General features: G+C 55.5%; 13 protein-coding genes and 1 pseudogene. 11 read left to right on the forward strand and 3 right to left on the reverse strand.

The window, feature by feature from the left end; translation table 11 throughout:
- Positions 1–10: 10 nt before the first annotated feature.
- The 6 genes from B5M42_RS18265 to ytfJ all read left to right on the forward strand — a co-directional run bounded on the left by B5M42_RS18265 (position 11) and on the right by ytfJ (position 4,761).
- Positions 11–1,243 carry a bifunctional 3,4-dihydroxy-2-butanone-4-phosphate synthase/GTP cyclohydrolase II gene (locus B5M42_RS18265; protein ID WP_134757189.1) on the forward strand — a complete coding sequence of 411 codons (1,233 nt, stop codon included), beginning with the start codon at positions 11–13 and terminating at the stop codon, positions 1,241–1,243.
- A 43-nt stretch (positions 1,244–1,286) separates the two neighbouring features.
- Positions 1,287–1,754 carry a 6,7-dimethyl-8-ribityllumazine synthase gene (gene ribH, locus B5M42_RS18270; RefSeq protein WP_134757191.1) on the forward strand — a complete coding sequence of 156 codons (468 nt, stop codon included), beginning with the start codon at positions 1,287–1,289 and terminating at the stop codon, positions 1,752–1,754.
- 197 nt (positions 1,755–1,951) lie between these two features.
- A complete protein-coding gene (locus B5M42_RS18275; RefSeq protein ID WP_134757193.1) occupies positions 1,952–2,740 on the forward strand; it encodes a segregation and condensation protein A in 789 nt (262 codons plus the stop codon).
- Positions 2,709–3,344 carry an SMC-Scp complex subunit ScpB gene (gene scpB, locus B5M42_RS18280; RefSeq protein ID WP_134757227.1) on the forward strand — a complete coding sequence of 212 codons (636 nt, stop codon included), beginning with the start codon at positions 2,709–2,711 and terminating at the stop codon, positions 3,342–3,344. The genes B5M42_RS18275 and scpB overlap by 32 nt, the downstream gene beginning before the upstream one ends.
- Positions 3,345–3,461: 117 nt before the next feature.
- On the forward strand, positions 3,462–4,172 hold the full coding sequence (locus B5M42_RS25610) for a DUF2953 domain-containing protein (RefSeq protein WP_134757195.1): 711 nt from the start codon (positions 3,462–3,464) through the stop codon (positions 4,170–4,172).
- 85 nt (positions 4,173–4,257) lie between these two features.
- Complete coding sequence (ytfJ, locus tag B5M42_RS18290) at positions 4,258–4,761, forward strand: GerW family sporulation protein (RefSeq protein ID WP_134757197.1); 504 nt, start codon at positions 4,258–4,260, stop codon at positions 4,759–4,761.
- Between the two features lie 257 nt (positions 4,762–5,018).
- Here the strand turns inward: ytfJ and B5M42_RS18295 are convergent, their stop codons facing one another.
- Positions 5,019–6,419, reverse strand: a complete 1,401-nt coding sequence (locus B5M42_RS18295) for an aminotransferase-like domain-containing protein (RefSeq protein WP_134757199.1) — start codon at positions 6,417–6,419, stop codon at positions 5,019–5,021.
- A gap of 122 nt (positions 6,420–6,541) precedes the next feature.
- Between B5M42_RS18295 and B5M42_RS18300 the strand changes: the two genes are divergently transcribed.
- Complete coding sequence (locus tag B5M42_RS18300; protein WP_134757201.1) at positions 6,542–6,955, forward strand: GNAT family N-acetyltransferase; 414 nt, start codon at positions 6,542–6,544, stop codon at positions 6,953–6,955.
- 90 nt (positions 6,956–7,045) lie between these two features.
- On the opposite strand, the gene B5M42_RS18305 is transcribed toward B5M42_RS18300, so the two are convergent.
- Positions 7,046–8,341, reverse strand: coding sequence for an ArsB/NhaD family transporter (locus B5M42_RS18305; protein ID WP_134757203.1), 1,296 nt, complete (start codon positions 8,339–8,341; stop codon positions 7,046–7,048).
- A 230-nt stretch (positions 8,342–8,571) separates the two neighbouring features.
- Here B5M42_RS18305 and B5M42_RS18310 point away from each other — a divergent pair, with 230 nt between their 5' ends.
- The 3 genes from B5M42_RS18310 to B5M42_RS18320 are packed head-to-tail and all read left to right on the forward strand — an operon-like array spanning position 8,572 to position 10,926.
- Entirely contained in the window at positions 8,572–9,762 is a 1,191-nt protein-coding gene (locus tag B5M42_RS18310; protein ID WP_134757205.1) for a D-alanyl-D-alanine carboxypeptidase family protein, read from the forward strand.
- Positions 9,763–9,779: 17 nt separating this feature from the next.
- Entirely contained in the window at positions 9,780–10,385 is a 606-nt protein-coding gene (locus tag B5M42_RS18315; protein ID WP_134757207.1) for a nucleoside recognition domain-containing protein, read from the forward strand.
- A gap of 7 nt (positions 10,386–10,392) precedes the next feature.
- Positions 10,393–10,926 (forward strand): spore maturation protein, encoded by a 534-nt coding sequence (locus tag B5M42_RS18320; protein ID WP_134757209.1) that lies wholly within the window; start codon positions 10,393–10,395, stop codon positions 10,924–10,926.
- A gap of 519 nt (positions 10,927–11,445) precedes the next feature.
- On the opposite strand, the pseudogene B5M42_RS18325 reads toward B5M42_RS18320, so the two are convergent.
- Positions 11,446–12,594: pseudogene (locus B5M42_RS18325) on the reverse strand (IS3 family transposase).
- A 281-nt stretch (positions 12,595–12,875) separates the two neighbouring features.
- Here B5M42_RS18325 and B5M42_RS18330 point away from each other — a divergent pair.
- Positions 12,876–13,763: LamG-like jellyroll fold domain-containing protein (locus B5M42_RS18330; RefSeq protein ID WP_230632994.1), on the forward strand; the 888-nt coding region annotated here is incomplete at its 3' end.

The raw sequence follows: 13,763 nt of genomic DNA on the forward strand, positions 1-13,763 counted from the left end.
AGGAGCGGATATGGGAAACCAGGACCTACAGTTCCATTTGATTGAGGAAGCGATTTACGATTTGATGCTCGGCAAGGTCATCATCGTCGTTGACGACGAGGACCGCGAGAATGAAGGCGATTTTGTGGCGCTGGCCGATAAAGCGACGCCGGACGTGATCAACTTCATGATCAAGGAGGGCCGCGGGCTCGTCTGCGTGCCGATTACCGAGGAGCGCGCGCTGGAGCTGGACCTGCCGCCGATGGTGTCGCGCAACACCGACTATCACGGCACAGCCTTTACGGTGTCGATTGACCACGTCGAGACGTCGACCGGCATTTCCGCCTATGAGCGTTCGCGCACGATTATGGCGATGATCGACCCGGCGACGCGGGCGCAGGAATTTCGCCGTCCCGGTCATATTTTCCCGCTGATCGCCAAAAAAGGCGGCGTGCTGCGCCGCGCCGGCCACACCGAAGCGGCTGTTGATTTGGCCCGCATGAGCGGCTCCTATCCGGCGGCGGTCATCTGCGAGGTCATCAAGGAAGACGGCACGATGGCCCGTGTGCCCGATCTGATGGAGATTTCCCGCACGCACGGGCTGAAAATCATTACGATTCAGGACCTGATCCATTACCGCAATCAAAAGGAAAAGCTCGTGCAGCGCGAAGTCGACATCAAGCTGCCGACCGATCTGGGCACGTTTCGCGCCATCGCTTACACGAACCAGCTCGACAATAAAGAGCATGTCGCATTGGTCAAGGGCAAAATCGAGCCGGACCAGCCAACGCTCGTGCGCGTCCACTCCGAATGCCTGACCGGCGACGTGTTCCACTCCAACCGCTGCGATTGCGGACCGCAGCTTGACGCTGCGCTCCAGCAGATCGAACGCGAGGGCGCCGGCGTGCTGCTCTACATGCGCCAGGAGGGCCGCGGCATCGGCCTGATCAATAAATTAAAGGCTTATGCCTTGCAGGAGCAGGGATTTGATACCGTCGAAGCGAATATTAAGCTTGGATTTGCTCCCGATCTGCGCGATTACGGCATTGGCGCGCAAATTCTGAAGGATTTGGGCGTGCGGCAAATTCGTCTGTTGACGAACAATCCGCGCAAAATCCGCGGTCTGGAGGGCTATGGGCTCGAAGTCGTCGAGCGCGTGCCGATTCAAATGCCGTCCAAGGAAGACAACATCCACTACTTGCATACGAAAAAGCTCAAGCTCGGCCACATGCTGGAGTTCCACGATTCCGGCAGCGGCATCTGAAGCTTGCAGCGTCTATTTTGCCATATAAAAGGAGAACTGAACCATGCCGCACATTTACGAAGGACATTTGGTTTCGCAAAATCTCAAATACGGAATCGTCGTTGGACGGTTCAACGAATTTATTACATCCAAGCTGCTCGGCGGCGCGCTCGACGGCTTGAAGCGTCACGGCGTTGACGATAGCGAAGTGGAGATCGCCTGGGTACCCGGCGCGTTCGAAATTCCGCTGATTGCCCAAAAAATGGCCGAAAGCGGCAAATACGATGCGGTGATCACGCTTGGCACCGTGATTCGCGGCTCGACGCCGCATTTTGACTACGTCTGCAACGAAGTCGCCAAAGGGGTGTCGGCGATTGCGCTGAAAACCGGCGTACCGACCATTTTCGGCGTACTGACGACTGACTCGATCGAGCAAGCCGTCGAGCGTGCGGGCACGAAAGCCGGCAACAAGGGCTGGGAAGCCGCGGTTACGGCGATTGAAATGGCGAATTTGACGAAGCAGTTTACGTAATACAGAATTCGAGATGAATCCGCTGCCGGAGGCTGGAACGGAGTCGTAACAGCGTAGCGGTCGCCTTTGCCGCCGGATTTTTACCGCTGACAGCCGTTATTTGATCAAATCTGGCGGCAACAGCGAGTGGAGACCCGTGCCGGCTGCAGGTCGACGGGATTTATCCATATTTTCTCCAAGATGGGGGTTCGCCTACTGTGAAAGTCACCTATAAGCTGGAAGCCTTTGAAGGCCCCCTCGACGTGCTGCTGCACTTGATCGACAAAAACGAGCTCGACATATACAACATTCCGATCAAGGAAATCACGGATCAATATCTGGAATTCGTGCAAGCGATGCAGGAGCTGGAGCTGGAGGTCACCAGCGAATTTCTGGTCATGGCGGCGACCCTGCTTTCCATCAAAAGCAAAATGCTGCTGCCCAAGCCGCCGGTCATCGAATTCGACGATTATTACGAATACGACGAGGATTACGATCCACGCGCCGAGCTGGTGCAAAAGCTGATTGAATACCGCAAATATAAAATGATCGCCGACATGCTGCGTGACAAGGAAGTCGAACGCAGTCTGGTCTACACGCGCGAACCGGAGGATTTGACGCCGTTTATGCCCGTCGTGCAGGAGAATCCCGTGAAGGGGCTCGACGTCGGCGACCTGCTGATCGCCTTTCAGCGCACGCTGCGCAAGATGGTCAACCGCAACACGATCGCCAAAATCCGGCGCGACGAAATATCCGTCAAGGACCGGATGAAGGAAGTCGTGCAGCTGCTGCGCCACAAGGGCGGCAAGCTGCTGTTTTCCAAGCTGTTCGATTACGAAATGACGCGCGAGGAAATTGTCGTGACTTTTTTGGCGCTGCTTGAGCTGATGAAGGTGAAAAAAATCGTCTGCTATCAGCACCGGCTGTTCGAGGACATCGTGATTCAGGCTTACGAGGGAGGAACCGTTCTTGACACTGAACTTTCAACAGATGAAATCCGTTATTGAAGGGTTGCTCTTTGCGGCCGGAGACGAGGGGCTTGACGCGAAGCAGCTGGCCGAGGTGCTGGAGCACGACGTGCATCTGGTCACGGATTTGCTTTACGATCTAAAAGGGGATTTGGAGCGCGGAGGCCGCGGCATCCAGATTGTCGAGGTGGCCGGCTCGTTTCAGTTGACGACGCGGGCCGAGCACGCCCCTTATTTTGAAAGGCTGGCCTATACGCCTTCGCGTTCCTCTTTGTCGCAGGCTGCGCTCGAAACGCTTTCGATCATCGCCTACAAGCAGCCGATTACGCGCGTGGAGATCGAAGAGATTCGCGGGGTGAAATGCGATCGCGCCCTGCAGACGCTGATGGGCAAGGACCTGATTGTCGAAACCGGACGGGCTGAAGCGGTCGGTCGGCCGATTTTATATGGCACGTCCAAGCAGTTTCTGGAATATTTCGGCCTGGGTTCGATTGCCGATCTGCCGGAATCGACAAGCTTCCAGATCGAGCTGGATCTGGAGGAGGAGACGCGGATGCTGTTTAACAAGCTGGACGGGCCGGAGCCGGACGACAGCGAGGATCAGCTGACGATGGAGGATGTCGCGTCCGGGGAAGTTGGATGACGCGGCTGTCCGCATGACTATGTATTCCATTTTCATACACGGGCCATACTAAGCTCCGACAGTGAGAAGAGAGTGCTTCTCACGCGGAGTTTTTTTCATGCGGGGAGGAATGTGGCAGTGGTATGGATCGTGGTGACAGCCGTTGTGGCGGTTGCGCTTGCGGCCTTGATAACAGCGGTGATGTTCAGCTATGTGCGCGGCGAGTTTTATTTTTCGCGGGTGCGCGACAACGATCAGCTGACGGTGCAGATCAAGGCGTTGTCGGGGCTGATTCGTTATAAATTTGAGGTGCCGGTCATTCAGTTCAAGAGCTTTTCCCGAGGCGTCCTGGTGAAGGCGGAGGCGGTGAACGAAACCCGTTCGAAGCTGAAAGAGGAGAATCAGGAGCATATTACGAAGCATAAAATCGAGCGCTTTTACCGTCAGGCGCGGGAAATTGTCGAGCATACGCTCAGCTTCAGCGACTGGATGAAGCAGACACTGGCCCATGTGGAATGTACCAGCTTGACATGGAATACGCGGGTTGGCGTCGGCGACGCGCCGGAAACGGCGATTACGACCGGGCTGGTCTGGACGTTAAAATCATCGCTGCTCGGCTTCGTATTTCGCTGGATCGATATGCAGACCAAGCCGCGCGTGATGGTTGAGCCGCTTTACAACGCGCTGGAATTTACGACGATGCTGCGGGTGAGGGGGCGGATCCGGGCCGGAATGGCGCTGTGGTCGGGGCTGCGCTTGCTGGTGCGGATCATTCGCGAAAAGGGCGGCCTGCGCACCTGGTACCGACTGGTCGTGAAGCCGCGGCGGCGCAAGCAGCTCGTTTCGTAAGGGCTACATACTCTGCTGGGACTGCGGGCATGCTAAGCTTGCCAAGCAATTGCATAACCCAAAATCCGTGCCAGGAGGGATTCTGATGACTACACATCCAATCGAAGGCCTGATGAAAGTCGCGATGGAAAACATTAAAGAAATGGTCGACGTCAATACGATTGTCGGCGACCCGGTGGAAACGCCAGACGGCAGCGTGATTATGCCGATCTCGAAGGTGGGCTTCGGCTTCGCCGCAGGCGGCAGCGAGTTCACAACCGATTCGGAAATTGAAATCGAAGGCGGCTCGGTCAGCAAAAGCGATGCCCTGAACGCCAAGGTGGCGTTGCCGTTTGGCGGCGGCAGCGGCGGCGGCGTGTCGATTACGCCGATCGCGTTCCTTGTGGTTGGCAAAAGCGGTGTAAAAGTCGTGCCGCTCGACAACAACACGCACATTCTGGAGCGCCTGATCGATTCGGCTCCGCAGGTGGTCGACAAAATCCAGAACATGCTCAAAAGCACCAAAACGACGTCTCCGCTGCATGCGGGAGCGGCGGCAACGGGTTCGACCAACGTCACGAACATCGAAAACCAAAACTTCATCGTTTAATGCCCGAAAATCGAGCCGTCGCTTGCCTCTGCTGGCAAGCGGCGGCTTGCGTTTTATGGCAGCGCGAGCGGGTGCCATGTGCGATGCTGCCATGCTGCCATGCGCCGGCGAAGCAGCGCCTGATCTTGAACCGCCGCGCTGGCATTCGGCGGTTCGGGGCTTGCGCGCGTGGGCTTACAGCGGCGGGCGACAGCCGCTTCGCTTGCCTCGCGCGCGTCAGCGCGCTGCATGCTGCCCGCCGACGGCTGCGCGCGCCGCTACAGCAGGCCGCCTCGGAGCCGCGGCGGCCGGCCGGGCTTGCGCTGCTGCCGCATGGCGTCGGCCAGCGCAAGCGCCAGAGCGCGGACGCCCGCGACAATCGCGCGGTCGTCCGTGCGGATGACGCTCAAGCGAATGAGCGTCCAGCGGGGCGTGACGGACCGGAAGTGGCGGTCCGTCTCCAGCACGGCGATGCCCTGAGCGGCCAGCTGCGCGGCCAGCGTGCGGGCATCGAGCGCGTCCGGCAAGCGCACGGACGCGAAGATCCCGCCCGCCGGCTCGCACCACAGCGCCGCGCCGGCGGGCAGCAGCTCGCGGCACGTTGCGTTCAGCAGCCGCATCCGCGCCGCGTAAAGCTCGCGCATTCGCTTCGTATGGTGGGCATACAGCCCCGAGCGAATGTAAATTTCCAGCGCGCCCTGCGATAGCGCCGACGTGCTCAGATCGGCAGCCGATTTGTAGCGGGCGAGCGGCGCGACGAGCTGCGGCGGCACCACAGCCGCAGCGAGCCGCAGGCCGGGCAGCATCGTCTTCGAGAAGCTGTGCACGTACAGCACATGGCTCGCGCCGCCATAGGCATAAATCGGATCGGCTTTGCCGTCGGTTTCCAGCTCGGCCAGGTAATCGTCCTCCAGAATAAAAACATCGTAGCGCTTGGCCAACTCGGCCAGGCGCTGTTTGTCGTGGGCCGAATAGGACGCGCCTGTCGGATTGTGAAATCGCGGAATCGTATAAAACAGCTTGACGCCGTTATTGCGGAAATGCCGCTCCAATCCCTCCCAATCCAGCCCATCAGGCCCGCGCTGGACGGTCAGCACGGAATGCCCGTATAGCTCCAAATTGCGCAGCATCCCGGCATAGGTCGGCTCCTCGACAAGAATCGCCGTTTTGCCGTTCGGCATGGGCAGCTGGGCCAGCAAATGCAGCGCCTGCTGACTGCCTGAGCAGACCACAATCCGCTCCGGTCCGACGAAAATTTGCCGCTCGCGAAATAACAGCGAAAGCTGCTCGCGCAGCGGCAGCAGCCCTTGCGGATCGCCGTAGGTAAACAGCGTCTCCTTGTATAAATCGACCGCTTTGTTCATACAGTGGCGGAAATCCTCGTACGGCATGACGGCAGCGTCCGGCGCCGCAGCAGCAAAATCGATCCTCACGCGCGCGATGTTGTCCCCGGCAGGCACAGCGGCGTCGGACGCGACGACATAATAGCCGCTTTTGGCTCTGACATAAATCCGGTGCTCCTGCTCCAGCTTGGCGTATGCGTGAATAACCGTGTTGCGGCTGCAGGCAAAGCGCCGGCTCAGCTCGCGGATCGACGGCAGCTTGCTGCCTGCGGCCAGCCGTCCTTCGGCGATATCCTGCCGCAAGACGGCGCAAATAGCCTCATATTTGGACGTCAATTTAGTTTTCGCTCCTATCTGTATAAACTGTACCCATTCAGATGGGCTTTTCTTGGCTATTAACGTTCGTCTGTATCCATTATAATCCGATCTATAACCAAGTTAAAGGAGCTGATTGTCAGATGGAATGGCGTAGAGAGGGCTATGTGTTGACGGATGAAACGGAGAGGGTCGATCTCGATGCGGTGCACCGGCTGCTGTCGACCACGTATTGGGCCGCTGGCCGCAGTCGCGAGACGGTTGCCCGCAGCGTGCAGGCGTCGCTTTGCTTCAGCTTGTTCGAGCAGGAGCGGCAGATCGGGTTTACGCGCGTTGTGACCGATCGGGCAACGTTTGCTTGGGTGTGCGATGTGATTATAGAGGAAGGCAGCCGCGGCCGCGGCTTGGCCCGCTGGATGCTGACGACGCTGCTGGAGCATGGCGACCTGCAGCTGCGGCTGCTGCTGCTTGGCACCCGCGACGCCGGGGGCTTGTATGAAAAGCTGGGCTTCAGCGAAGCGACTGCCGCGATGTACTGGCGCAGACGTCTGGATTAACAAAAACGAGCCCGCTCCTCGTGCTCGCAGTCAACTGCGCGCGGCGAAGAGTGGGCCTGTTTTTTTGGACAGCCTCTCCGTCATTCGTCCTTACAACAAATACCGGATGTAAATATAGACATGCGCCATCAGCAGTGACAAAATCGTGATCGGCGCGCCGACCTTGAGGAACTCCCAGTAGCTGAAGCTTTTGCCTTCTTTGGCTGCGAGTCCGGCCACAATGACGTTGGCTGACGCCCCGATGATCGTGCCGTTGCCGCCGAGGCAGGCGCCCAGCGCCAGCGACCACCACAGCGTATCGATCTGCGGCGAGCCGGCAGCCAGACCGAGCCCGTCGGCCATGTCGCGGATCAGCGGGATCATCGTGGCGACGAAAGGAATGTTGTCGATGGTCGCTGAAGCAATGCCCGAGCCCCATAGAATCAGCCCGGCCGCATAGCCGGTATCTCCGCCGGTAATTTCCAGCATTTTTTCGGCCATTGTGCGAATGATTCCGACCTGCTGCAAGCCCCCGACCAGCGCAAACAAGCCGGCAAAAAAGAAGATCGTCACCCATTCCACCGCATCAAACGCTTCTTCAACCTCATGCTCCTTCAGACCGATCAGCATGAGCAGGATCGCCCCGCTTACGGCCACAACGGCGGCATCGACGTGAATCACGGCGTGCAGCACGAAGCCGAGCAAGGTCAGCGCGAGCACAATCAAGCTTTTGCGCATGAGCGGGCGATCTTGAATCAGCTCTTTTTCATCGATCGCCATAAGCGCTTTTTGCTGCTCCGGGTTGGCGGTCAGCTGTTTTTTATAGATCAGATACAAATAAAGCAGTGTCACGGCCAGAATCAGCACCGTAATCGGTCCCAGATTGACGAGAAACGCATTGAAGGTCAGGTGCGGGTTGGCCGACCCGATCATAATATTCGGCGGATCGCCGATCAGCGTTGCAGTCCCGCCGATATTGGAAGCAATGATCTCGGCCAGCAGATACGGCACGGGGTTGACGCCCAGCAGCCGGGTGATCGAAAAGGTTACCGGCACGACCAGCAGCACCGTTGTCACGTTATCGAGCAGCGCCGAGCCGACGGCCGTTAACGCCGAGAGCAGCAGCAGGATGCGCAGCGGCTCGCCCTTGGCCCATTTGGCCGCCCGCACGGCGACGTAGGCGAACACGCCGGTTTTGCTGGCAATGCCGACGAGAATCATCATGCCGACGAGCAGCGTGATCGTGCCCCATTCAATATACTCGGTGAACGCCTTGTGTACATCCAGAATACCGGCGAACACCATCAGCGCCGCACCGGCCAAAGCGACGACGGCTCGGTTGATTTTTTCCGAAATAATCAGCGCATAGGTGACGAAAAAGATGGCTAAAGCCAGCCAGGTTAACATGATGCAACTCCTCCTGTCGCACGGGGACAAGTCCCAAAAACATAAAAAAGAGCCCTTGGTGTCAGGCTCCTCCGGTAATCCCCGTATGAAATTCTTTTTCATTATACCCGGAGGGCGGGGGTTTGTAAACTATTCTTGGGCAAAAGGGACAGGACATATCCCACGGCGCGGCGCATATACTTGTACAAAGTTTCGGGCAGGCACCCGCTGCCGCTGTGGGAGGATAACGGATGAAAAGGGCAATCTTGAAATTCAGTCTCTGGTCGCTGCTGGCGGCTTCGCTGCTCCCGGCCGGACAGGCCGCGGCAGCCCCGCCGTCCATAGGCACCAGCGCCGTCGGCGCCGCATTGATCGACGTGCAGTCAGGACGGATTGTGTACAGTCAGAAGGGCGATGTGCCGATGCGCATTGCCAGCTTGACCAAGATCATGACCGCCATCGTGGCGATTGAACACGGCCAGCTCACCGATACGGTCAAGGTGGGCAAGAACGCTTTTGGCAAGGAAGGCTCCTCGATCTATTTGAAGCTGGGCGAAGAGATGAACCTCAAGGATATGCTGTACGGCTTGATGCTCCGCTCCGGCAACGATGCAGCGACGGCGATTGCCGAGCATGTCGGGGGGAGCGTAGAAGGCTTTGTGCATCTGATGAATGAAGAAGCGTTGCTGATCGGCATGAGCCATTCGCATTTTCACAATCCTTCGGGGCTGGACGACGGCAATGAGCATTATGCCAGCGCCAACGACATGGCCAAGCTGACCGCGTATGCACTGAAAAATCCCGTCTTTCGCGAAATCGTCTCCACCAAGCTGAAAAAGGTCCCGAACCCCAACGAAAGCTGGGATTACACCTGGTATAACAAAAATAAAATGCTCACCCTGTTCGAAGGCGCCGACGGCGTCAAAACCGGCTATACGAAGCTCGCCAAGCGCTGTCTCGTTTCGTCGGCGACGCGGGGCGGCCAGCAGTTGGCCGTCGTGACGCTGAACGATCCGAACGATTGGGACGACCATGCCAAGCTGCTGAACTACGGCTTTAACTATTATCCGCTGGCTTCCGTGGCCTCCAAAGGGCAGGCGGTGCCGGACCAGCCGTGGGTCGTCGGGCGTTCGCTGTCCTATCCGCTCGCGGAAGGCGAGCAGGCCGGCTTGTCGAGCAAGCTGGAGCTGACCGATGCCGCGGGTACGGCTTACCGGCTGGGCGAGCGCGGCCAGCTGCATTATTTCCTGAACGGCCAGCCGATCGGCTCCTTGCCGCTGTATGAGAAGGGCAGCCCGCGGATGGCTGAGCCCGACCGCTCAGCGTTTGTTGTCGGGACCGGCGAAGGGGAGCGGGAGACGCTGGCGGCCCGATACTTGTTCATTTGCCGCATGATGTTTTACAAGCTGTTCGCTGTCGCGCCGGAAGCCGGGCTGGATTAAGGGAGGAGGCTGCTGCTGTGGTTAATTTCATCTGGCTGTTTTTTATCGTTGCCGGGTTCGTGTTCGCTGCCGTTAACGGCAATGTCGAAGCCGTTACCCAAGCGGCGTTCGACGGGGCCAAAAGCGGCGTGACCGTCTGCTTTGGCCTGATCAGCATTCTCGTCTTCTGGCTGGGCATGATGCGCATTGCCGAAGACGCAGGCATCCTCAGCAAGCTGGCCGTGCTGCTGCGCCCGGTTGTGCGCTTCCTGTTTCCGAGCGTGCCGCGCAACCATCCGGCGCTTGGCTACATCATGTCCAACATGAGCGCCAACATATTGGGGCTTGGCAACGCCGCCACGCCGATGGGCATTAAAGCGATGCAGGAGCTGCAAAAGCTCAATCCGGACAAGGAAAAGGCCAGCCCGGCCATGTGTACCCTGCTGGCCCTCAACACATCGAGCATCACCTTGATTCCGACCACGCTCATTGCGATCCGCATGAACTACAACTCCGTCAATCCCGCGGAAATCGTTGGCACCACCCTGATCGCCACCATCATCTCGACCGCTGCGGCGATTCTCGTCGACCGCTGGTATCGCAGACCTGGCGCCGCCCTCACGCCGCCGGCGAAGAAAGGATGATCGCCACGTGTATGCCATTGTCACCTTAATTTCGGCTTGGGCCATTCCCGTACTTATCGTCTTCATTCCCTTGTATGCCGCTTACCGCAAGGTGCCCGTCTATGAATCGTTCGTCGACGGCGCCAAGGACGGCTTCGATACCGCGGTCAAAATCATTCCCCACCTCGTCGGCATGATGGTGGCGATATCCGTCTTCCGCGCCTCCGGCGCAATGGACATGCTGACGGGCTGGCTGCGGCCGTTTTTCGAATCGATCGGCGTCCCGACCGAGGTGCTGCCGCTGGCTATCCTGCGCCCGATTACCGGCGCCGGCTCGCTGGCGTTTACAACCGACCTGATCGAGCAGTTCGGCCCCGATTCCATGATCGGCCGTATCGCCTCGACCGTACAGGGCAGCACCGACACGACGCTGTACGTCATTACCGTCTATTTCGGCGCCATCGGCATCCGCAAAGCGGGCTACGCACTCAAAGTAGGTCTCATCTCCGACTTGGTCGGATTTATCGCTTCGATTGTGATTTGCTATTTGGTGTTTGGATAACGAAGGCACGCCCGTGATGTGCGGAGCGGGGCCGCAGGGAGCCAGCCGGGGACGGCTGGCTTTTTGGCGTGGAGATAATTACAATGCTGCTAAATCCCTTGAATGAATAGACGGAACTAAGGCACATTTGTGTCGTGGTAAAGCTAATGAGCTTCACGAAACCACTTAATTTGCCTATACTCGCTTCCACTCAGAAGCAAGCTCATGAGTTCCTTTCATGGGCTTTTGTTAATTTGGTGTTAGTGAGTAGTTACTATATACATCCTGAGTATTAATGTCAACGCAAATTTAGTTGCGTCTTTGTTTTTTTTTATGCACAAAATGGGGAGATGTTTGCATCGATTTTATCTTCTCGTGATGGTATATTTTTCATATTCCTCGACGAAAGGAAGATGGAAAGGTGGATTCAAGTGAAATTCGAATGGTTTGGTATTTTAGCGACCATATGCGTTGTCATAATTGTTATTGTTGCATTCTTTGGTCCTCTGTCAATAAATCAGACACGAAAAAACGAGAAAATTACGCCGTACGTCGATAGATACGTTCGTATTGATTAGGGGTAAGATAGCCGATGGAGGAGTGAAGGCGTTCTCCATTATAAAAGCATGCGATATACTCGAAGATCTTGGTTCGAGCCTCCTGCCGTGTTTTGAACGTTTCCAAGTAGACCCGTTCTTTCTTCAAAACGCTGTGAAAAGATGCAATGCAGGCCTTATCGTAGCAATTGCCTTTACGGCTCATGCTGCCGATCATTTTGTAGATTTGAAGGCGATGCTGGTAATCCTCGGAAGAATATTGGCTCCCACGATCAGAATGATGCAGAAGCCCTGGAACGGGCCGTTGACGGGTGTAGGCCTGATCTAGCGCCTTTACCACCAGTTCCTTCGTCATTCGCTCGTCCACCTGAAAGCCGACGATTTTACGGGTATATAAATCCATCACACTGGCTAAATACAACCAGCCCTCGTTCGTTGTAATATAGGTGATGTCGGTCATCCAGACTTTGTTCGGAGCCTCGACCGTGAAAGTTTGATTCAGCACATGATCCGCTACCGGCAGATGATGTTTCGAGTTCGTTGTTGCTTTGTACTTCTTCACCGTTCGCGATTTCAGGCCCAGCCTGTTCATCGTACGTCCGACGGTTTTTTTAGACACGTGGATCTGTTGCTTTTTCAGGGCATTCCATACCTTGGGACTCCCGTACAGACGTCGGGAATCCAGAAAAATTCGTCGGATCTGTTGATCTAATCGTTCTTGACGTTGGGCGCGGCTGCTTGTCTTACGTCGCGTCCATGCATAATAACCGCTTAGAGAAACTTGAAATACGGCGCACATTTTCGCGACACGGAGCTTGAAGCGATGATCCTGGATGAAAGCGTAGATCAGCGCCGGTCTTTTGCGAAGTCGTGCGTCGCCTTTTTTAGAATTTCATTTTCCTCTCGTAGCTCGCGAAGTTCTTTCTGTAAGTCCCGCAGCGCTTTGTCGTCCGGCTTTAATTGCCCACTGCCTGGAAAGGCATTTGTCCCGTCCTGCTTCAATTCAGATACCCAGCGGTACCGTATTTTCATGAAGATCCAGTTCGCGCGCTACCTGCGCCACGGTTTTCCCTTCTTCTTGAGTAAGACGCACCGTTTCGATTTTAAATTCCTTGTCATACTTTTTTGTCATGTCCGACACCTCGATTTTGAATGCATGTATTGTCGCATTCTCGATTCTCCGTGTCCAGATTTTAGTCTAGCATCACTTGCACCATATAAGAGTGAAGAAGGGGGCGAATCTGCTGTTGCTGCTATCCTAAAACAAAATTGATTAACGCTGTTCTGCTGTCAAGCAAATGCTGCTCATTTTAGGTAATTGCTTTTATGATCTGAGCCAACTGTATAATATTCCATGCCGATTCACTTGCATAGTAAAGATTTGGTTAACAACATATCTGGAGGTCAAGCAATATGAAAAAACGAATCTTATCGCTTATATTTAGTCTCGTTTTGATCTGTATTTTCGCTACACCCATTATTGTAACAGCACAAGGTTCACAGACTCGATATATGTACGATGTCCTTGGTCGCTTATCACAGGTGCAAATTTCTTCCGGTGACACAGTTCGTTACGAATATGATAAAAATGGAAATATGGTGAATAGAACCATTAGAAAATACGGTGGTCTGTATTTCGATGGTCTTGATGATAAAGTAACGGTGGGAAATTGGGGAACTAGATCCACACAGGGAACCGTTGAGTTTTGGATGAATTCTTCGGACGTACGCAATTATCGGAACCCTTTCTCGACCAATACGGGGAATGCGGGGATTAGATTTGAACAGTTTTCTGATGGTTCCCTTGTAGCCATTTTAGGTGACGATATAGGTAACATGACGGTCCATACATATCGCAATAGCAGCAATCCTCTGTTGTCGGGAAACTGGTATCATATTGCGTTAGTATGGGATTCTTCACAAAATAAAGTATGGGGATACGTAAATGGCGAAGCCATGTTTAGCGGTGAATCCCAGACACTATGGAACACTACATTCAATGATGTCAAATTTGGTAGCGGCTTTAATGCTTCTCCAAACAGATGGTTCAAAGGAAATATGAAAGATGTCCGCATCTGGAATGTGGCTCGTTCCCAGAACCAAATTATTGCAGGGATGAATGGCATAAATTCTAATGAACCAGGACTAGCAGGAAGATGGATGTTAAATGAAGGATTTGGAACGACAGTATATGATCAAACCACCAATTCCAAAAATGGAACTATTGTTGGAGCGACATGGGCTCAAGATCCTCAACGGACATTAAGTTTCGATGGCGTAGACGATAAAGTGACGGTAGGC

The sequence above is a fragment of the Paenibacillus athensensis genome, assembly GCF_004514475.2.
In the GTDB taxonomy this organism is placed as follows: Bacteria; Bacillota; Bacilli; order Paenibacillales; family NBRC-103111; genus Paenibacillus_AL; species Paenibacillus_AL athensensis.